Below are 19,210 nucleotides of genomic sequence, written 5' to 3'. Positions count from 1 at the left end.
TTCATTACTACATATAACAACCTTAGATTTTAGAGAAAACACAGCAACTCAATTGACTATTCAGAACAATAATGTATTTTTTAACAAAACGTCGCATATATGGAATGAATCCATGCTTTCAGATTTAGATGATTTTTATTGCTTTGCCCTTGTTGTCGAACATGGTGGTTTTAGCGCTGCCGAGCGAGCAACTGACATTCCCAAATCAAAATTGAGTCGACGTGTTTATAATTTAGAAGAAAATCTCGGTGTAAGGCTTATTCAACGTAGTTCACGTCATTTTGCTGTCACTGATATTGGGATGAACATTTATCGCCATGCGCAAGTAATGATGAATGCTGCCCAATCTGCTCATGATTTGGTAGATCATTTAAGTGAACAACCAAGAGGCTTAATTCGTGTCAGTTTACCCGTATCAATTGCCCAGCATGAAATGACCAAAATACTGCCAAATTTCCTTAAGCAGTATCCTGAAATCAAAGTTCAATTGATGGTTACTAATCGACGTGTCGATATCATCAATGAAGGAATTGATTTAGCGCTTCGTGTTCGCTCAAGTTTGGATGATGACCCAAGTTTGGTCATTCGAAAATTTGAAAATATTGAACAACATCTTTTCGCCAGCCAGGCTTATCTCAATGAATTTGGATCTATCAAAAAACCTGAAGAACTCTCAAATCATCGAATATTAAGTATGGTTGATGAACATACTGATCAACAACTCGTACTACATGATTCAAACAACAAATCGATTAAAGTCAAAGTGAGTCCAGTCGTGATGGGCTCTGACTTACTTATGCTTGCACAACTTGCAAGTGACAATTGTGGGGTAGCATTACTCCCAGACAGTATTGTTGAAGATTATATTAAAGATGGGCGTCTTGTTAAGGTTCTGCCTAACTGGAATGCGCCACACGGTATTTTTCATGTGGTTTACCCTTCTCGCCGTGGTTTATTACCAGCTGTACGTGTGTTCATCGACTACTTAGTTGAGCACCTCACCAAAAGATAGTCACAACAGCACAAAGATTTAGAAGAATGTTGGCTTATTATTTGCTACCATTCACTCTGCTTTGTGCTAGTTTTTTTAGATTTTTATGACTTCTATTTATCAACAACAACTTGATGCAAAAATTGAACGTATCCGCAATCAATTTGCTGAATATCAACCACCTGAACTAGAAGTTTTTTCATCTCCTGAAAAACATTTCCGTATGCGAGCTGAGTTCCGTATTTGGCATACAGAAGATGATATGTTTTATGCCATGTTTGAACGCGCGGAAGATGGTATTCAAAAGAAAGTTGTACGTGTTGATGAGTTTCCAATCGCGGATAAATCTATTAATGATTTAATGCCAGTTCTCCTGTCTGAACTAAAATCAAATGCAGTGCTCTCTAAGCGTCTGTTTGAAGTACATTTTCTTTCTACGTTGAACGGTGAAATGCTGGTTTCATTGATTTATCGTTGTCCGCTTGATCAAGACTGGGAACAACTAGCAAAAAATTTATCTTCAAAACTCAATATTAAGATTATTGGTCGCAGCCGTGGTCAAAAAATTGTATTGACGGATGAATATGTAGTTGAAGAATTACAAGTATTTGACCGTAAATTCAAATATAAGCAAATTGAAAGTAGCTTCACGCAACCAAATGCGCAAGTTTGTCAAAAAATGCTGGAGTGGGCATGTAATGCAGCTCAAACCAGTGATAAAGATCTTTTAGAGCTTTATTGCGGTAATGGTAATTTTACCCTTCCATTATCGCTAAAGTTTAATCGCGTTCTAGCAACAGAACTGGCTAAATCATCAGTTTATGCAGCGCAATGGAATATTGAGCAAAATCAAATTAATAATATTCAAGTTGCTCGCCTTTCAGCTGAAGATTTTACCTTAGCATTCAATGCAGAACGTGAGTTTAGACGTTTACAAGAAGCCAATATTGATATTCAAAGTTATGACTTCGATACTGTATTTGTAGATCCACCTCGTGCAGGCATTGATGATGATACCTTGAAACTACTTCAACACTTTAACCGTATTATTTATATTTCATGCAATCCAGATACTTTGCACGACAATTTAAAGATGTTATCGGGAACTCATAAAATCACTAAATTTGCGCTGTTCGATCAATTTCCTTATACCCACCATGTCGAGTCAGGCGTTCTTTTAGAGAAAATTTAAACAATTTATTTCTTACTAAATGGACAGTTCTTACACTGTCCATTTTTTATTCTTTTTGAATTTCACTTAGAAATCATATAAATAAAGAAATATTTAATTTTTCAATGTCATAATTTCGTTAAACTTTAGGTTTATCATCGAAATATTTATTTTAAAATGAGCCTTAAATCACGGTTACAAACTTGCATTAAATTTTAAATCGACTATATTTCGACCTATCTTTGGTTGCAAATGAAGGCTCTATGAGTTTTTGGCAAAAGCTGTTTTCATCAGATTCGCAGCAGAACGAGCATAAAAATCAAATTGCTTGTGTTGAAAATGATTGTTCATGTAAGACTAACGATCAGTTGATCGAGGCTTTACAAAAGGCATCAGATGAAGATGTAATCCGCGGAATCAAAAAAGTTCTTATTTCGCGTGGCTATTCAAAAAAAGATCTTACTGATTTATTGAGTAACAAAATCACCCTTCAGTAAAGAAAAAAAGCACTGCATAGACAGTGCTTTTTTTATGATAAATTTTCTGTTCAATTTAAAAATGTTCAATTAAGATAAGCTCATAGGATAATTAAAAATACATTTGGGGATTCAATGAAAAATATTCTATTCATTATTTTAGGGGCGACTTTCATATCGCTTAGTGGTTGTAATAAGCTACCTTCAGCATGTGAGGAAGTTTGGGGCAACATTGAAAAATTAGCGAAAGAGAGCGGTATTCCTCAAACTGCCATAGATCGTCAAAAAATCGAGTTTGAAGAGCAAATTCAACAGCTTCCTAAAGAAGATGCAATTAAAAATTGTGAAGCACAAAATGCTTTCTTCTCATAACTTCATTTGACTTGAATAAAAAATTTAGGCACCTTTTTTAGGGTGCTTATATTGTATTTATACCTCATTATTTATTTCCAATTCGGTTATACTGTGGACTCTCTTTCAATAAATGTACATCTGTAAAGTTATTGGAATATTTTATAAATGCGGCATAAACACGTCAAAACATTCCCTCTTGGTGCTCACTTAATTGTTAAGCATTTTGGTTATTCACATCATGGTATTTATGTGGGTAAGGGTCGTGTTATTCATTATTCAGGTTTTGCTCATCTCTTTAAAAAACATCCGATCGAAATTACATCTCTGCAAAAATTTGCACATGGCAAAAAAATTACGATTCGGCATTATAGCACCCCCAAATATTCAGGTCGTGCTGTCGTAAGACGAATGCGCTCTCGAATGCATGAAAATAACTATCATCTCATTATTAATAATTGTGAACACTTATGTTCTTGGGCGATCACGGGCATCGAAAGTAGTCCACAAGTCATCAAAATGATGAATAGACTCACCACTATTGGTTATATCAGCTCACTCATGAGCTACTTAAATAGTCTTCTTTTAACTTTAGCAACCACCTGTTTTGCTTTGGTATTTTATATTAAGAAAAAGTTAAATGATCAGCGCAAACTGAAAGGCCCTGTGTATATCGCTTTACAGCAACATCAGAAACTAAAGCAAAAAAAAGCCCCGCTTAAGCAGGGTTTCGAGGAAAACAAAGTTTCAAATTAACCTTTCGGTTGAATTAAATATGCGCTTGAAAATCCAAATAGTCAAATATATATTTGAAATATAATGTTATTTTAGTTTTTATTTATAACTTATTAAATTATTCTTAAATACTCACCTTTATCTAATCATGTGAATTTAATCACAAAAATTATTTATTAACCTAAATTTGAATAAAAAAAAGCCTGAATCAATCAGGCTTTTTTTGATATTACCAAACTTTATTTTGCAGGCTTAAAACTATCTTTTAAATCCAAAATACGGTTAAAGACAGGTTTTTCAACAGTATGATCAAATTGATCAGCGACAAAATAACCTTCACGTTCGAATTGGAATCGATCTTCAGGTTTCGCTTGAGCTAAAGCAGGCTCAATTACCGCTTGAACAATTTTTAGAGAATCTGGATTTAAATTCGCTAAGAAATCATCGTCCGCATCAGGTGCGGCTTCAGTAAATAGACGATCATAAATACGAATTTCAGCAGGAATCCCTTTATTTGCAGATACCCAATGAATAACACCTTTGACTTTACGACCTTCTGGATTCTTACCTAAAGTATGCGGATCGATAGAGCATTTAAGTTCAACAACTTCGCCATTTTCATCCTTAATCACTTCATCACATTTAATCACATAAGCATGACGTAAACGGACTTCACCACCAGGAATTAAGCGTTTAAACCCTTTAGGCGGCTCTTCCTCAAAATCTTTACGATCAATATACAATTCAGAAGTCAGTGGAATTACACGATCACCCATATCAACATTTGGATGGCGTGCGTGTGTTAAATCCATATCCTCTGGAAGGTTGGTCAATGTCACTTTAAGAGGATTCAGTACCGCCATACCACGTGCAGCAGTATTTTCTAATGATTGTCGAATGCAGAATTCAAGCATTGCAACATCGACAATACCATCAGTTTTAGATACGCCCACACGCTTACAGAAATCACGTAAGCCTTCTGGAGTAAAGCCACGACGACGCATTCCCACGACTGTAGGCATACGTGGATCATTCCAACCATTGACGTAACCACCTTCGACCAGCTTACGTAATTTACGTTTTGAGGTGATGGTGTAATCAACATTCAAACGGCTTGATTCGTACTGGCGTGGAACTGCTGGAGAATTTACCTTAGCGACAACCCAATCATAGAACGGGCGATGGTCTTGGAATTCAAGCGTACATAACGAGTGCGTAATGCCTTCAATCGCATCAGACAAAGGATGAGCATAGTCATACATTGGATAGATTTTCCACGTATCGCCTGTTTGATGATGCTCAGAATGTAAAACACGGTAAAGAATTGGATCACGCATATGTACGTTCGGTGATGCCATATCAATCTTGGCACGAAGTACTGCTTGGCCTTCTCCAAGCTCACCATTACGCATTTGTTCAAAACGTGCTAAGTTTTCTTCAACCGTTGCATCACGTTGCGGAGAATTTTTACCTGGTTCTACAAAATTTCCACGATTCAGCTTAATTTCTTCAGGAGATTGCAAATCGACATATGCATCACCTTGTTTAATTAATTGAATCGCCCATTGATACAATTGATCAAAGTAACTTGATGCGTAGCGTGGTTCACCATTCCAGTCGAAACCGAGCCATTTAACATCGTTCGCAATACCATCTACATATTCTTGTTCTTCTGCATCTGGATTTGTATCGTCAAAACGAAGATTACATAAACCAGAAAATTCTTCTGCAATACCAAAATTCAGGCAAATCGCTTTAACATGTCCAATGTGTAAATAACCATTAGGCTCTGGTGGAAAGCGCGTCACGACTTTATCTGTACGCCCTGCTGCAAGATCTTCTGTAATTACTTGACGTACAAAGTCTAAGCCCGGTTGTTGTTCTTGCTGCGCAGCATCGACTGATGGATTGTTAGTCGTCGGGGTATTTGGCAGGGATGAAACAACATCATTCGGCTTCATAGTTGATAAATCACTTCTATAAGATAAAATAGGATAATTAAAACGCTATCTTCATATTATTAACAAAGAAAATAACGTTTTTGCTTGCCTTGTAGTTTACAGTTTGCTTATGCTTCTCTCAACCACAAACCCATGGCTTTTTGTCCATGATCAGGAGATTATAGAATGAGTTTTCCTCAAGTCGAATTAAACACCAATAAAGGACGTATTGTTCTAGAGCTTAACTCTGAAAAAGCACCTAAAACTATTGCTAACTTTTTAGAGTACGTTCGTGATGGTTTTTATGATGGCGTAATTTTCCACCGTGTAATTGACGGTTTCATGATCCAAGGCGGTGGCATGGATGAAAACTTCAAAGAAAAAGCAACTCGCGATTCTATTGAAAATGAAGCTGACAACGGTTTAAGCAATGACGAAGGTACGATTGCCATGGCACGTACTCAAGCTCCTCACTCAGCATCTGCACAATTCTTCATTAACGTGAAAAACAATGCTTTCCTTAACCATACGGGTAAAACAGCTCAAGGCTGGGGTTATGCAGTATTTGGTAAAGTTGTAGAAGGTATGGACGTTGTTAATGAAATCAAAGGCGTTCGCACTGGTAACCGTGGCTACCACGCTGACGTTCCACTAGAAAACGTTGTGATCGAATCTGCTAAAATTATCTCTGAATAAAAAACCTACCCCTTAACTTATTAAGTTTTCAAGCACTGCTTTAAAACGAATATCATGTTCAAGGGATTGTTTCCCCATCTAAAGTTGATGGGGATGTAGGCAAATAAGGAATATTAAGTGACCTATCTGTTTATTTCAGATTTACACCTGTCACCTGAACACCCTCGACTCGTTCGAGGGTTTTTAGATTTATTAGATCATTATCAAGACCAGCAAACCCAACTCTATATTTTAGGTGATTGGTTTAATGCATGGATTGGTGATGACTATACAGCTCCTTGGCTCGATGAAATCGTTGAACGCTTAAAAAGATTTACTGCACAGGGAAATCAAGTTCTATTTTCTGTCGGCAATCGTGATTTTGCGCTGAATCAATTTTTTTTAAATAAATTTGATGGCATCTTATTGTCCGAAGTCTCTAACTTAAAAATAAATGACGTCCAAATTCGTATAGAACATGGTGATTCGCTATGTACAGACGATGTCGCCTATCAACGTTTTAAAAAAATAATCAGAAATCCACTCCTCATTTGGATACTGCGGAAAACCCCACTTTCTTTTCGTACTCAACTTGCAAATGGATTTAGAAAAAAAAGCCACGAATCAAAAGAATTTAAATCTTATGATGTCATGGATGTAAATCAAGATGCTGTCCACGATGCATTGAAAGAAGTTGATTTACTAATTCATGGTCATACGCATCGCCCTCAAATCCATATCTCTCAAGATAAAAGAAGAATTGTCTTAGGCGACTGGCGTTTGGATCAAGCTCAAATTTTGGAAATTAATCAATCGAAATTCTCTAAGCAGTCAATCAATGATCTGACACTGAAAACATGGTCTTATTAGTTCCTCTATTTTTATAATGATCTCATCAACCTTTAAATTGAAATTTCACTCAATGTTTGAATATTAATCAGTATGTTTTGCTTTAAGTTTTTCTGCATATGATAATAACCACTCAATTCAATTCGTGAGTTTGTCATGTCTAATTTCAGCAATATTACTGTTCAGCACCATGAAGATGATAAAGTGTCATTATTAATCGATGGTAAAGCAATCTCTGAACGTTATGATGTACGCCTAGATGCCACAATTATTGATGAACTCAAAAATCTTGCTGATGGCGCCGCATTGACAATCTTTGAACAATTTATATTTTCCCATCAAGATCTCAACTTTGAGCATTCATATCAATATGTGACTAACATCGTAAACCATAATAACGATTACGAATTGATCACCCACCTTGTCTACAAAATTAAGGCCGCAGACCAAGCACCGATCGAACATAATATCAGCAAGAATGGTCAACCTATGACTGAAGAAGATGTGCGCGCATTTATCAACCAACAAATTGCAATGTCATTAGAAAAATATACTGATTTAAAATATGCCTATTGATTTAAAGACAAGTCAGATTTTTCATATCATTTAGCATCAACTATAGAAAATATTTAAGTTCAGAGTCATTTAAAATTTTTAGATGAATATATTGTGAATAATCGGAGGATAATATGGATTTGTTAAACATCTCCCAATCTCGCTACACCACCAAAGCATACGATTCTTCAAAAAAGATCCCTCAAGAAAAGTTTGAAAAATTATTGGAATCTTTAAGGCTCGCACCTTCATCTATCAATATTCAACCGTGGCATTTCTTTGTCATCGAAACTGATGAAGCCAAACAGCGCATTGCTAAAGCACTGGTTGGTAAGTATGTTTATAATGCACCCAAAGTCCTTGAATCTTCACACACAATTCTGTTTTGTACGCATAAAGACATTACAGACTCTCATCTAGATCGATTATTAAATCAAGATGAAATCAGTGGTCGTTTTAAAGATGACCAAGCAAAACAAGCTCAAAAAGATACGCGCTTAGGCTATGTTGATTATTATCGCAACGAAAAAGGCGATATCCAGCGCTGGTCTGAAAATCAAACTTTTATTGCACTTGGGCAAACCTTATTTGCTGCAGGTTTAGAAGGTATCGATGCCACTCCAATTGGAGGATTCGATGAAAAAATTATCGCTGAAGAGTTAAATCTTGACGCAAAAGGCCTGATTCCATCAGTGCTATTGGCACTTGGTTATCGAAGTGAAAAAGATTTTAATGCCAAATTACCTAAATCTCGTTTGAATGCAGATCAAGTTTTCACTCGACTATAAATGTATTTGCCACAATAGTTTTCACGCTATTGTGGCTTTTCATTAAGCCGCTATTTTCTGTGAAATTTCTAAACTGATCATTGCAGCAGTTGCAGCTGACAGCGTCCAACCCAGATGCCCATGACCGGTATTATAAAAGACTCTCGGATGCTTCCCTTGTCTTACCACTGGCATCATATTCGGCATCATCGGTCTTAATCCAGCCCAAGGGACACAATGCTCAGTTGAAATATCAAAATTACGATTCACCCAATGAACCAAAGGTTGTATGCGATCCATACGGATGTCTCGGTTATAGCCATTAAATTCTGCAGTACCAGCAATTCTTAAACGATCTCGACCTAATCTCGACGTCACAATTTTTGCACTTTCATCCAATAAACTTACCCATGGTGCATGTTGTTGGCTATGTTCATCATTCAGCTGAACTGTAATCGAGTACCCTTTCACTGGATAAACATTGACACAATCTCCAGCCTGTTGTGCTAAATGATAGCTTCCAACTCCACCACAAATGACCATTGCATCAGCTTGAATAAATCCATCGGGTATATCTCTACTTTTAGGATCACAAGCGCGATATTTAGCTGAAACTTGTTCTGTTGAATGATCCAGATTTAAATCTTCAACTTGTACACCGTATAAAAATTTCCCGCCTTTATTCGCCACCACTTGGGCTAAATGCGTGGTGTATTTGTGTATATCTCCTGTGGCATCATCAGGACAATAAAAACCACCGTAATATTCCCCCGTCAAACTTGGTTCAATACTGTGAATTTCTTCATTTGTAACAGCGTGACGCTCTAATCCACCTTTGCATAACAAATCATTCACTCGTATAGCGACATCATAATCCTGCTGATTATGATAAAAGTGCAAAATTCCACGCTTTTCCAAATCGAATTGAATATTTTCTTTCTGTGCAATTTCAAACAGCCGTTTTCTTGCCAATAATGCCAGTCTTACCGTTTCTTGTGTGTTGGCTTCGTAATGCTTGATGTTACCCATAAATTCGATCAGCCAAGCGTATTTATGCAAATCAAAAGATGGGTTGAGTAATAACGGTGCATCTTTTTGGGTCATCCATTTGATACCCTTCAGTACCGTTGCTTTCTGATTCCACACCTCTGCATTACATGCAGAAAGTTGACCTCCATTCGCAAATGAAGTCTCCATTGCTGGGTATAAGTTTTTATCCAAAATTGTGACTTGATAACCAAGTTCTAATAATTCGTAGGCAGTGGTTATTCCTGTAATGCCTGCACCAATCACCATAATATGTGACATAAAAGCTCCTTGAAAATTTTATATTTTCAGTGCCCCATCTGTCACGGTACCTGAGAGCTTCGGAAATCTTCATGACATATGAATTTTTCCATCCCCTTCGGTGAGTCTAAATATCATTAGACTTCTCTCCAGATGATTGAGAATAATTACAGTCCTTTTGCCTGAGAGATTCCGGGGTCGTTGCTCCTTCGGCGGATCTACAGAAGACCTCTCTCCTGCAATATTCGTTTAATTCTTATTCAGCAATTAATATGCCATAGTTAATTTTTTTATACATCTACATGAATCAAATTTAGAAAAAAATTTTCATAAAATGGATCACCAACTTTAAGACAACGGCTATGACAGGGATATTTTTTTCTCAGGAAACAGTACAAAGGTCATTGTTTAGCTCAAATTTTCTCTACCATCGATAAAAATTTAGTTATTACAAAAAAATGAGGAAATAAGTTAATTTTTTTAAAGTTACTCTCTCAAATAGCATAGATCAACTTCCATCTACACTTTCATCTTTTTCAACATACAAGTGTAATGAATGATTAGAGCAATCATTGAAGCTCAAATTTTCAATAAATGAGAGAGTAAGTAGAATGTGAGTTGATATTTGCTGTCAACCCCACATGTTTTAGCGATGAGTATGTATAGACATTACAATGCCCATACCTGCAAGCGTTGCAATGACTGCCGTACCACCATAACTCATGAGTGGCAATGGATCACCAGTTACTGGAAGAATTCCACTCACCATTCCACTATTCAAAAACACAAAGAAAAAGAAAGTTAAACCTGCCGCACCCGCATAAAGACGTCCAAAATTATGGAAGCTGTTCATGGAAATAATCAAACAACGAATAATGATCGCTGCAAAGATAACAAATAATACAAACACACCAAAAAAGCCAAATTCCTCTGCATAAGCAGACATAATAAAGTCTGTATGATGTTCAGGGAGATAACCTAAATGAGACTGTGTTCCTTCATTAAAACCTTTACCAAATAGTCCACCAGAACCAATCGCAATTTTAGACTGAATGATATTCCACCCTGCACCTAGCGGATCTGATTCAGGATCAAACAAAGTTAAAATTCGCTTTTTCTGATATTCCTGTAGAAAGAAATTCCATAATAATGGTGCAACCACTGCAAACCCAGCAACCACAGCCCCAATCAAACGCCAAGAAATACCACTTAAAAAAATGACAAAAATTCCAGGAATAATTAATCCAATGTTTAAGTCAGGCTGTAATGCGACTAAAACAAAAGGTATCATCATCAGAAATAAAGCAAAGAGAATATGCATAAATTTGGGTGGTAAAGTCCGCAGACTAAAAAACCAAGCCATCATGAGTGGCATCGTAAATTTCATAAATTCACTGGGCTGCACACTCCCTAATCCAGGAATAGAAATCCAGCGTTTTGCGCCTAAGCGAACATCACCAATTAGCAATACCAAAAGCAGAAGCACAATCGAAAATGCATACAGATAAGGACTGACAATTTGATAAACTTTTGGAGGAATTTGTGCACAAATAAACAGCAAAATAAAACCGATACCAAAACTGGTCGCCTGCCGAATCACCATGCTTGAATCATGATTGGTTGCACTATAAACAACCATGAGTCCAAAAGCTGCGTTTAATATCAAAAAACCAAGTAACCATGGATCTAAATGTAATTTAGTCCAACGTGACGAATCATGTTTGATTGTTCGTCCATCTCTCAAGGCATGACGCAAAAAACGGTACTGTTGTGAAGGTATCATTGGCTGAATTGCATATTCTAAGTGGCGTTATTATAAGACAATGTTTTGGCTATTTAAGCAAAGTCCCAAACATAAAACTAAATTATTTCGAGTCAGACTGTGACTGAAGAATCAGACGAGCAAGTTCTAAATCTTCAGGATAAGTAATCTTAATATTATCAGATCGTCCAATCACCACATCTACTGGATGATGAGCATATTCAAGCGCACTCGCTTCATCCGTGATTGTGATCTTGTGAGTTAATGCATGTTCAATCGAAGTTTTTAGCAATTTAATGGTCGACAATTGTGGGGTTTGTGCTTGCCACAATGCACTTCGATCTACAGTTTTTTCAATGGCACTCGACTGATCTACTCTTTTTAAAGTATCACGTACAGGCGTTGCTAAAATTGCGCTATGCTTAGATTCGATAACATGGCGAATCAAAGATTCTAAATTGCTCAAGCTGACACAAGGTCGAGCAGCATCATGCACAAACACCAGATCATTTTCATCTGCAATATTGGTTAAATACTTTAAACCGTTAAGTACAGAATCAACCCTCTCCTGACCACCTAAGCAGAAATGAAGGATTTCTGATTTAGCAAATTGAAGTGTCTGAGCAAATTGGTCATGCTCTGAGATTGCCAATACATAGCCAGCAATAGGCAATTGAGCAATACGTTCTACAGTATGCTCAAGTATAGTTTTATTCTGGATAATTTGATATTGCTTTAACGCTGATTTGGAAAATCGACTACCAGAACCTGCTGCCGGAATAATAGCCCATAATTTACGGTTGTTCAGATTCAGGTTGTCTAGACTCATTGGTTCTTAAATCTACGTTAGCATTTGGGCCGATGTAAATCGGCTTATAATTCGTACTGATTGTACTCATTTGAATAAAAGTTTCATGAGGCTTAATTAAGCCAAGATCTAAACGTGCATGTTCTTCAATCGCCTCTACACCATTTTTTAGATCATATACTTCAGCAGCCAGAATACGATTACGCTCTTTTAACTCTTCATTTGTTTCAGCTTGTTGATTCATTTGCTGAAGTAGCGCCTGATGAGGGAAATATCCTCCTTCACCGAGCCAAAAGCGATATTGAAAGATGGCAATTAAAATTATTGCCACCAGCAAAATCACTTTACTTGAAGTAGTTTTAAAGACGTCTAACATTATATTTGAGGCTTAGTTAACATCATGAAATTAGAGCACTAATATACCCTAAAACAAAGAAAGGTAGTATGTGTAACTGTGTTAAATATGCAAATGTTAAACAAATTCACATTGATTGGTTTCTTTTAAAAACATGTACTGTTAAATATCAAAAGTTATTGAATATTCTAGAGTCATTATATTTACACTTTTTATTTCATAGCTTAATAACAAAAAAAACCACTCTTTACAGAGTGGTTTTTTGAAATTCAAAATAATCTAAACGATTAATTTAAACCTTTAAACTCAGCTTTACCGCGGTAAATAGCATTCGTTAATTCTTCAATACGAAGTAATTGGTTGTATTTCGCTACACGGTCAGAACGGCAAAGTGAGCCAGTTTTGATTTGACCAGCACCAGTACCTACTGCAAGATCCGCAATTGTAGAATCTTCAGTTTCGCCAGAACGGTGAGAAATCACTGTAGAGTAACCATTTGCTTTAGCAAGATAGATCGCATCTAAAGTCTCAGTCAACGTACCGATTTGGTTATACTTAATCAGGATAGAGTTACCAACTTTTTCGTTGATACCACGTTGAAGGATTTTAGGATTTGTAACAAACAAATCATCACCAACCAATTGAATCTTGTCGCCAAGAATCGAAGTTAGGTAAGACCAACCTTCCCAATCAGATTCATCTAAACCATCTTCAATAGAGATAATTGGATATTGGTTTACAAGACCAGCAAGGTAGTCAGAGAATTGGTTGTTTGTGAATGCTTTATTGCCTTCACCAGCAAGGATGTACTGACCATCTTTGTAGAATTCTGAAGATGCACAGTCAAGCGCAAGCATAATGTCAGAACCTGCTTTGTAGCCAGTTTTTTCAATTGCTTCAAGAATAACTGTAATTGCTTCTTCGTTTGAACGTAAGTTTGGCGCGAAACCACCTTCATCACCAACAGCAGTATTTAAACCTTGTTTCTTTAAAACTGATTTTAAAGAATGGAAAATTTCTGCACCCGCACGAAGCGCTTCAGAGAATGAAGTAAAGCCAACTGGCTCAATCATAAACTCTTGAATATCAACGTTGTTGTCCGCATGTGAACCACCATTTAAGATGTTCATCATTGGAACAGGCATTGTTAAAATGCTGTTGTTACGAAGGTCTGCGATGTATTGGAAAAGAGGAATTTTCTTTTCGTCAGCAGCAGCACGCGCAGCAGCCAAAGACACTGCCAAAGTTGCGTTCGCACCTAATTTTTCTTTGTTTTCAGTTCCGTCTAAAGCGATCATCGTATTATCGATGTCTTTTTGTTCGAATACTGATTTACCCACTAACGCGTCACGGATTAACGTGTTTACGTTGTTCACAGCAGTTTTAACACCTTTACCTAAGTAACGTGCTTTATCGCCATCACGAAGTTCTAAAGCTTCACGAGAACCAGTTGAAGCACCAGATGGTGCACATGCACGGCCAACTACGCCAGATGCTAAGATAACGTCTGCTTCGATGGTTGGGTTACCACGAGAGTCCAAAATTTCACGTGCACGAATGTCAACGATTTGGCTCATGAACAATTCCTCAGTTGATTAATAAAACGATGCGTCTAACGCTGCATCAGTGTGTATCTAATTTTTTGAAACCTTTAACCAAGGTATCCAATTCTTTAAGCTGAGCTAAGAATGGCTCAAGTTGAGACATTCGAAGAGCGCAAGGTCCATCACATTTTGCTTTTTCTGGATCAGGATGTCCTTCCAGAAAAAGACCTGCTAGACCTGTAGCCATACCCGCACGCGCTAATGTCGTAATTTGTGCGCGACGACCACCTGCTGAATCTGCACGACCACCTGGGGTTTGAAGTGCATGTGTCACATCAAAGAAGACTGGCACATTCATTTCTTTCATGATGTCGAAACCAAGCATATCGACAACTAAGTTGTTGTAACCAAATGCTGAGCCACGCTCACATAAAATCAGCTTGTCATTCCCGGCTTCCAAACATTTATGCAGGATATGACGCATTTCATGCGGTGCTAAGAATTGCGCTTTTTTGATATTGATAATGGCTTGAGTTTTTGCCATTGCCTCAACAAGATCTGTTTGACGGCTGAGGAAAGCAGGTAATTGAATGATGTCAGCCACTTCAGCCACAGGTGCTGCTTGATATGGTTCATGAACATCTGTAATGATGGGTACATTAAAATGTTTTTTAATGTCAGCTAACCACTCAATTCCTTTTTCAAGACCAGGTCCGCGGAAAGAATTTAAGCTCGAACGATTTGCTTTATCAAAGCTTGCTTTGAAAACATATGGAATATCCAAACGTTTGCAAATATCAACATAAGTTTCTGCAATTTCAAAAGCTAAATCTTTTGATTCAAGTACATTCATTCCGCCGAATAATACAAATGGCAAATGATTTGCCATTTGTATATCGCCTAAACGTACAATTTCTTGTGCTTTTAATTGTGACATTTAAACTTCCTAGTTATGTCCTAAGACATTCATTATTTCGATTTTTGATACTGTTTTTTAGCAGCATCAATAAAACCAGCAAATAATGGATGACCATCACGTGGAGAACTTGTAAATTCCGGGTGGAATTGTACAGCAATAAACCAAGGATGTTGAGGAATTTCAACAGTTTCAACTAAACGTTGGATTGGTGAATAACCAGAAATTTTCATGCCTTTTTCTTCTAAAGCAGGAATATAACGATTATTCATTTCGTAACGATGGCGATGACGTTCAATAATTTCTACTGAACCATACACTTCTGCAGTTTTAGTGCCTTCAACCAATTCTGATTTTTGAGCGCCAAGACGCATTGTTCCACCAAGGTCAGAATCTACAGAACGTTGCTGTACTTCACCACGTTCGTCTAACCATTCCGTAATTAAACCAATTAAAGGCGATTTAGTTGAACGGTTAAATTCTGTTGAGGTTGCATCTGCAATACCAGCAACATTACGTGCGTATTCAATGACCGCAAGTTGCATACCTAAGCAAATACCAAGGAATGGAATTCCATTCTCACGTGCGAATTTAATCGCTTGCATCTTACCTTCAGTACCGCGCTCGCCAAAACCACCAGGAACTAAGATTGCGTCAGCATCTTTCAACACTTCTGCTACATCTTGGCTTTCAAGTTCTTCGGCATTGACATAATCAATTTGAACTTTAACGCGGTTTTGAATACCCGCATGTAAAAGTGCTTCGTTCACAGATTTATAAGCATCTGGAAGTTCAACATATTTACCCACCATCGCAACACGAACAGTGTACTCAGGGTTTAATAATGCTTCTACGACATTATCCCAATCTGAAAGATCGGCTTCTGGTAAATCGTTATAACCAAAACGCTCGCAAATTAAATCATCAACGTCTTGCTCATAGAACGTACGTGGTATTTCGTAAATGGTGCGTGCATCTTTACACACCACAACTGCACGAGCTTCTACGTTCGTGAACAACGCAATTTTACGCTTTGTATCAGCATCAACATCGTGTTCAGTACGACAGATCAAAATATCTGGTTGAATACCGATTGAGAGTAATTCTTTCACCGAGTGCTGAGTTGGTTTTGTTTTCAACTCTGCAGCTGACTTGATATATGGCAACAACGTTAAATGCATCAGCATTGTGCGTTTGTGACCAAGTTCAACCATTAACTGACGAACAGATTCCATGAATGGGAGAGATTCAATGTCACCTACTGTACCGCCAATCTCAACAATAGCAACGTCATAGCCTTCGCCAGCGCGAAGAACACGTTCTTTAATATTGTCTGTAATGTGTGGAATAACTTGAACTGTTCCACCAAGGTAATCACCGCGACGCTCTTTATTTAAAACGTCTTGGTACACGCGACCAGATGTAAAGTTATTAAGCTTGGTCATTTTCGCACGACGCAAGAAACGTTCGTAATAACCCAAGTCTAAGTCAGTTTCCGCACCATCCTCTGTGACAAAAACTTCACCATGTTGGAACGGGCTCATCGTCCCTGGATCGACATTAATATATGGATCCATTTTCACCATGGTTACTTTTAATCCACGGGCTTCTAAAAGTGCAGCAACTGAAGCAGCTGAAATACCTTTACCTAGTGATGAAACAACACCACCAGTAACGAAAATAAAATGGGTCATTGGGTTTCTCGTACAATCGAGCCTAAATCGGCCTGCAATGTTGCGCAATTTTACTTTACTCTGTACCTATAAAGCAAAGTCAATCCGCATCAATTCAAAGAACAATAAACAATTGGTTATTCTATCATCATTTCCAATAAAGATTCACGCACACTTTCAGTGATTTTCATCTGTTAATTTGCTGTTATACTACGTCAGTCGATCTAGCTAGTTTGTTTTGAGCAACTATGAATAAAAAACTTTTAATCGGTGGTGCAATCTTATCTGCACTTCTCGTTACTGCATGTGTAAAAAAAGAAGCGCCTAAGGAAGAAGAACAGGAACAAACTGTTGAAACAACTGAACAGGCAGAACAAATTGAGAACATAGAGATTTCTGAACCAGAAATCGAACCTGAACCACCAACTCAAGTTGAAATTGAGCATCAGGAGACAAACAATACGTCAGCGACTATTCGTCGTGAATACCGTGATGCTCCTGCACAAACGAATCCTGCGCCAGCACCAGCTGTTGAAAATGTAGAACGCCCTACACCTTCTCCAAGTGCATCAACAGGTGGTTCTCAATCTGAAGATGATGCTGTTGCCGCTGCTATTGCTGCTGCTACCCCTGCTTTAGAAAACTAATTTTCGAATTTAAAAAAACCGAGTGACAAGACTCGGTTTTTTAATGTCAACATGAATGAAAGTCAAATTGTTATTCATTTATAAACAACAAAAATTGTCAGGCTTTCTCTAATTCTAAAAAAAATTCTGCAATTAATTTGTGTGCCCAAGATTCTGGATTTTTATTACCTTCATAGAAACAGCAATGGCTTCCTTTTTTTGTGGTCACTACTGCCATGTTCGGCATATGTTGAATCACTTCTTTATAAGGCTCTAAATTGCGGATATGGCATACTGGATCGTCTTCCGAATTTAAAATCATCAACGGCACTCTAATCTTCTCAAAGACATAGATGGGATTTGTCGCTTTACAATATGCGTCATAATTTTCAAATCCAGCGAACTGATAATATGTTTTTTCAAAATCAAATAAATCTTTAGCAACACTCAGTTGCTTTAAACTTTCTAAATTTCGCCAATGTTGCTCATACGGTTTTAAAAAATGTGCATTTAACTTTTTTGCCATCAAACGGCTATAAAAAGGATGAACATTTGAAAACCCAGTTTCCGTATTGTATCCAGGACAAAGTGCGAAAGCCGCTTGAATTGGTGTGGAGCTTTCTTCCTCACCTAAATATCTAACCAATAATCCAGTTCCTGCTGAAGACCCAACTGCATACAATTTAGAATATGGTAAGCGCTGTTGAATATGTTCAATCTGCTCTCTTAGATCTTGCGTGTTTCCAAAAAGATTAATTTTAGGAACTGAAAGTGGTAGACCCGCATGCCCTCGTCTTAAACACAATGCGATACGCCAACCAGTTACTTGATGTAAGTCTCTGACCAATTCTCTCATACTGGCTGGGCTTCCAGTAATGGTATGTAGCACTAAAATAGTTGGCGTTTCCGCAGAAAGATGCATGCCATACCAAGCAATACCCGTCGTTCCCCCATCAGACATTGTTAACTGTTCAATGAAGTCATATTCTAATTTTACGGTTTTCTTTCGAATTTTATCAAAATACACCAAGTGAGCATGCGTATTCGAGAGCCACGGCGTTGGTCTATATTTATAATGCAAACGTTTCAAGTTTGAAATCACATGCGCTAACTCACCTTGCGGATTAAAATAGATTGAAGGTATAGCTGCACCAGTAAAATGATCAAGTTGGGTTTGAGTGAATTCTTGCATCCACTTGAAACGCTGATTAAGATTCATACAGACTCCGAATTTACTTACTCCAATTCATAAGCCAAAAACATGCCTAATTTATTTTGGTAGAAATTGAGCCATACGTTGACCCATTTGCAACGCCAAAGCCTCTAAGCCACTTTTAGGCCGAATCATCACTTCAAAGTCAACAATTTGACCTTGCTCATTAAACTGGATCATATCAATTCCTTTTAATGTTTTTTCACCGACATTTGCAGAAAATTCGAGCACAACACTAAGCCCATCTGCTGTATAGAACTCACGGTGATAACGAAAATTTTCAAAGATCTCAATCACATTGCTCAAAATAAAAGTAACAACCTGTTTGCCTGGATAAGGCTTAAATGCGACAGGTGATTTAAATACGACTTTTTCAGACAAAAGCTCATTCAATAGACTTAAATCACGCGTTTCAAGCATGTGGTGCCAACGTTGAATAGATTTTTGTGTGGTTTCGAGTGTCATTGTTACGTCCTTTTTGTTGTATCAGTCCAATCTTTTAGAAGAAAAGGGAGA

General features: G+C 37.4%; 20 protein-coding genes and 1 riboswitch. Of the genes, 10 read left to right on the top strand and 10 right to left on the bottom strand.

The annotated features are described in order from the left end of the window. The first annotated feature begins 112 nt into the window (after positions 1-112). The 5 genes from AC1M9I_RS00835 to AC1M9I_RS00815 all read left to right on the top strand — a co-directional run bounded on the left by AC1M9I_RS00835 (position 113) and on the right by AC1M9I_RS00815 (position 3,745). Positions 113-1,012, top strand: coding sequence for a LysR substrate-binding domain-containing protein (locus AC1M9I_RS00835; protein ID WP_035263702.1), 900 nt, complete (start codon positions 113-115; stop codon positions 1,010-1,012). Between the two features lie 85 nt (positions 1,013-1,097). After that, positions 1,098-2,183 carry a tRNA (uridine(54)-C5)-methyltransferase TrmA gene (gene trmA / locus AC1M9I_RS00830; RefSeq protein ID WP_481592689.1) on the top strand — a complete coding sequence of 362 codons (1,086 nt, stop codon included), beginning with the start codon at positions 1,098-1,100 and terminating at the stop codon, positions 2,181-2,183. Positions 2,184-2,425: 242 nt separating this feature from the next. Then, positions 2,426-2,659, top strand: coding sequence for a hypothetical protein (locus AC1M9I_RS00825; RefSeq protein ID WP_035263705.1), 234 nt, complete (start codon positions 2,426-2,428; stop codon positions 2,657-2,659). A gap of 114 nt (positions 2,660-2,773) precedes the next feature. After that, positions 2,774-3,010: a hypothetical protein gene (locus tag AC1M9I_RS00820; protein ID WP_481594593.1), complete on the top strand. Its 237-nt coding sequence runs from the start codon at positions 2,774-2,776 to the stop codon at positions 3,008-3,010. Positions 3,011-3,157: 147 nt separating this feature from the next. Further along, positions 3,158-3,745: a lecithin retinol acyltransferase family protein gene (locus tag AC1M9I_RS00815; protein ID WP_051586486.1), complete on the top strand. Its 588-nt coding sequence runs from the start codon at positions 3,158-3,160 to the stop codon at positions 3,743-3,745. A 218-nt stretch (positions 3,746-3,963) separates the two neighbouring features. On the opposite strand, the gene AC1M9I_RS00810 is transcribed toward AC1M9I_RS00815, so the two are convergent. Then, on the bottom strand, positions 3,964-5,685 hold the full coding sequence (locus AC1M9I_RS00810; RefSeq protein WP_481592691.1) for a glutamine--tRNA ligase/YqeY domain fusion protein: 1,722 nt from the start codon (positions 5,683-5,685) through the stop codon (positions 3,964-3,966). 165 nt (positions 5,686-5,850) lie between these two features. On the opposite strand from AC1M9I_RS00810, the gene AC1M9I_RS00805 reads away from it, so the two are divergent. The 4 genes from AC1M9I_RS00805 (at position 5,851) to nfsB (ending at position 8,531) form a co-directional block, all read left to right on the top strand. Then, positions 5,851-6,360, top strand: coding sequence for a peptidylprolyl isomerase (locus AC1M9I_RS00805; RefSeq protein ID WP_481610535.1), 510 nt, complete (start codon positions 5,851-5,853; stop codon positions 6,358-6,360). A 117-nt stretch (positions 6,361-6,477) separates the two neighbouring features. Next, positions 6,478-7,209, top strand: a complete 732-nt coding sequence (locus tag AC1M9I_RS00800; protein ID WP_481592692.1) for a UDP-2,3-diacylglucosamine diphosphatase — start codon at positions 6,478-6,480, stop codon at positions 7,207-7,209. 135 nt (positions 7,210-7,344) lie between these two features. Continuing rightward, on the top strand, positions 7,345-7,764 hold the full coding sequence (locus AC1M9I_RS00795; protein ID WP_035263715.1) for a hypothetical protein: 420 nt from the start codon (positions 7,345-7,347) through the stop codon (positions 7,762-7,764). Between the two features lie 113 nt (positions 7,765-7,877). After that, a complete protein-coding gene (gene nfsB / locus AC1M9I_RS00790) occupies positions 7,878-8,531 on the top strand; it encodes an oxygen-insensitive NAD(P)H nitroreductase (RefSeq protein ID WP_035263717.1) in 654 nt (217 codons plus the stop codon). Positions 8,532-8,573: 42 nt separating this feature from the next. Here nfsB and AC1M9I_RS00785 read toward each other — a convergent pair whose 3' ends face one another. From AC1M9I_RS00785 to AC1M9I_RS00755, 7 genes are all read right to left on the bottom strand, one after another. After that, a complete protein-coding gene (locus AC1M9I_RS00785) occupies positions 8,574-9,818 on the bottom strand; it encodes a D-amino acid dehydrogenase (RefSeq protein ID WP_481594592.1) in 1,245 nt (414 codons plus the stop codon). Positions 9,819-9,957: 139 nt separating this feature from the next. Next, positions 9,958-10,046: riboswitch (glycine riboswitch) on the bottom strand. A 397-nt stretch (positions 10,047-10,443) separates the two neighbouring features. Beyond that, positions 10,444-11,580 carry a rod shape-determining protein RodA gene (rodA, locus tag AC1M9I_RS00780; protein WP_092766373.1) on the bottom strand — a complete coding sequence of 379 codons (1,137 nt, stop codon included), beginning with the start codon at positions 11,578-11,580 and terminating at the stop codon, positions 10,444-10,446. An 82-nt stretch (positions 11,581-11,662) separates the two neighbouring features. Further along, on the bottom strand, positions 11,663-12,388 hold the full coding sequence (gene ispD, locus AC1M9I_RS00775) for a 2-C-methyl-D-erythritol 4-phosphate cytidylyltransferase (RefSeq protein WP_481587522.1): 726 nt from the start codon (positions 12,386-12,388) through the stop codon (positions 11,663-11,665). Then, positions 12,354-12,743 carry a cell division protein FtsB gene (ftsB, locus tag AC1M9I_RS00770; RefSeq protein ID WP_481592694.1) on the bottom strand — a complete coding sequence of 130 codons (390 nt, stop codon included), beginning with the start codon at positions 12,741-12,743 and terminating at the stop codon, positions 12,354-12,356. Before ftsB ends, ispD begins: the two co-directional genes overlap by 35 nt. A 266-nt stretch (positions 12,744-13,009) precedes the next feature. Further along, positions 13,010-14,299 (bottom strand): phosphopyruvate hydratase, encoded by a 1,290-nt coding sequence (eno, locus tag AC1M9I_RS00765; protein WP_180027787.1) that lies wholly within the window; start codon positions 14,297-14,299, stop codon positions 13,010-13,012. 46 nt (positions 14,300-14,345) lie between these two features. After that, positions 14,346-15,203: a 3-deoxy-8-phosphooctulonate synthase gene (kdsA, locus tag AC1M9I_RS00760; protein WP_035263729.1), complete on the bottom strand. Its 858-nt coding sequence runs from the start codon at positions 15,201-15,203 to the stop codon at positions 14,346-14,348. Between the two features lie 32 nt (positions 15,204-15,235). After that, entirely contained in the window at positions 15,236-16,876 is a 1,641-nt protein-coding gene (locus AC1M9I_RS00755) for a CTP synthase (RefSeq protein WP_179998118.1), read from the bottom strand. Positions 16,877-17,103: 227 nt separating this feature from the next. Here AC1M9I_RS00755 and AC1M9I_RS00750 point away from each other — a divergent pair, with 227 nt between their 5' ends. Next, positions 17,104-17,502 (top strand): internalin, encoded by a 399-nt coding sequence (locus AC1M9I_RS00750; protein ID WP_481588211.1) that lies wholly within the window; start codon positions 17,104-17,106, stop codon positions 17,500-17,502. Between the two features lie 97 nt (positions 17,503-17,599). Here AC1M9I_RS00750 and AC1M9I_RS00745 read toward each other — a convergent pair whose 3' ends face one another. Together AC1M9I_RS00745 and AC1M9I_RS00740 are read right to left on the bottom strand one after the other, a co-directional pair. After that, positions 17,600-18,700: a YheT family hydrolase gene (locus AC1M9I_RS00745; protein ID WP_481592695.1), complete on the bottom strand. Its 1,101-nt coding sequence runs from the start codon at positions 18,698-18,700 to the stop codon at positions 17,600-17,602. A gap of 51 nt (positions 18,701-18,751) precedes the next feature. Then, positions 18,752-19,159 carry a nuclear transport factor 2 family protein gene (locus AC1M9I_RS00740; RefSeq protein ID WP_481592696.1) on the bottom strand — a complete coding sequence of 136 codons (408 nt, stop codon included), beginning with the start codon at positions 19,157-19,159 and terminating at the stop codon, positions 18,752-18,754. Positions 19,160-19,210 lie beyond the last annotated feature (51 nt).

This window comes from Acinetobacter sp. ANC_7553, from assembly GCF_056779895.1.
This window is presented reverse-complemented; position numbering and strand designations above follow the sequence as displayed.

What these genes read in the sequence shown, in the direction of transcription:
- nfsB (WP_035263717.1), top strand. Translation starts at nt 7,878, where the DNA reads ATGGATTTGTTAAACATCTCCCAATCTCGCTACACCACCAAAGCATAC.
- AC1M9I_RS00815 (WP_051586486.1), top strand. Translation starts at nt 3,158, where the DNA reads ATGCGGCATAAACACGTCAAAACATTCCCTCTTGGTGCTCACTTAATT.
- eno (WP_180027787.1), bottom strand. Translation starts at nt 14,299, where the DNA reads ATGAGCCAAATCGTTGACATTCGTGCACGTGAAATTTTGGACTCTCGT.
- AC1M9I_RS00810 (WP_481592691.1), bottom strand. Translation starts at nt 5,685, where the DNA reads ATGAAGCCGAATGATGTTGTTTCATCCCTGCCAAATACCCCGACGACT.
- AC1M9I_RS00740 (WP_481592696.1), bottom strand. Translation starts at nt 19,159, where the DNA reads ATGACACTCGAAACCACACAAAAATCTATTCAACGTTGGCACCACATG.
- AC1M9I_RS00835 (WP_035263702.1), top strand. Translation starts at nt 113, where the DNA reads ATGCTTTCAGATTTAGATGATTTTTATTGCTTTGCCCTTGTTGTCGAA.
- AC1M9I_RS00785 (WP_481594592.1), bottom strand. Translation starts at nt 9,818, where the DNA reads ATGTCACATATTATGGTGATTGGTGCAGGCATTACAGGAATAACCACT.
- ispD (WP_481587522.1), bottom strand. Translation starts at nt 12,388, where the DNA reads ATGAGTCTAGACAACCTGAATCTGAACAACCGTAAATTATGGGCTATT.
- AC1M9I_RS00805 (WP_481610535.1), top strand. Translation starts at nt 5,851, where the DNA reads ATGAGTTTTCCTCAAGTCGAATTAAACACCAATAAAGGACGTATTGTT.
- kdsA (WP_035263729.1), bottom strand. Translation starts at nt 15,203, where the DNA reads ATGTCACAATTAAAAGCACAAGAAATTGTACGTTTAGGCGATATACAA.
- AC1M9I_RS00825 (WP_035263705.1), top strand. Translation starts at nt 2,426, where the DNA reads ATGAGTTTTTGGCAAAAGCTGTTTTCATCAGATTCGCAGCAGAACGAG.
- rodA (WP_092766373.1), bottom strand. Translation starts at nt 11,580, where the DNA reads ATGATACCTTCACAACAGTACCGTTTTTTGCGTCATGCCTTGAGAGAT.
- AC1M9I_RS00755 (WP_179998118.1), bottom strand. Translation starts at nt 16,876, where the DNA reads ATGACCCATTTTATTTTCGTTACTGGTGGTGTTGTTTCATCACTAGGT.
- AC1M9I_RS00820 (WP_481594593.1), top strand. Translation starts at nt 2,774, where the DNA reads ATGAAAAATATTCTATTCATTATTTTAGGGGCGACTTTCATATCGCTT.
- trmA (WP_481592689.1), top strand. Translation starts at nt 1,098, where the DNA reads ATGACTTCTATTTATCAACAACAACTTGATGCAAAAATTGAACGTATC.
- ftsB (WP_481592694.1), bottom strand. Translation starts at nt 12,743, where the DNA reads ATGTTAGACGTCTTTAAAACTACTTCAAGTAAAGTGATTTTGCTGGTG.
- AC1M9I_RS00750 (WP_481588211.1), top strand. Translation starts at nt 17,104, where the DNA reads ATGAATAAAAAACTTTTAATCGGTGGTGCAATCTTATCTGCACTTCTC.
- AC1M9I_RS00745 (WP_481592695.1), bottom strand. Translation starts at nt 18,700, where the DNA reads ATGAATCTTAATCAGCGTTTCAAGTGGATGCAAGAATTCACTCAAACC.
- AC1M9I_RS00795 (WP_035263715.1), top strand. Translation starts at nt 7,345, where the DNA reads ATGTCTAATTTCAGCAATATTACTGTTCAGCACCATGAAGATGATAAA.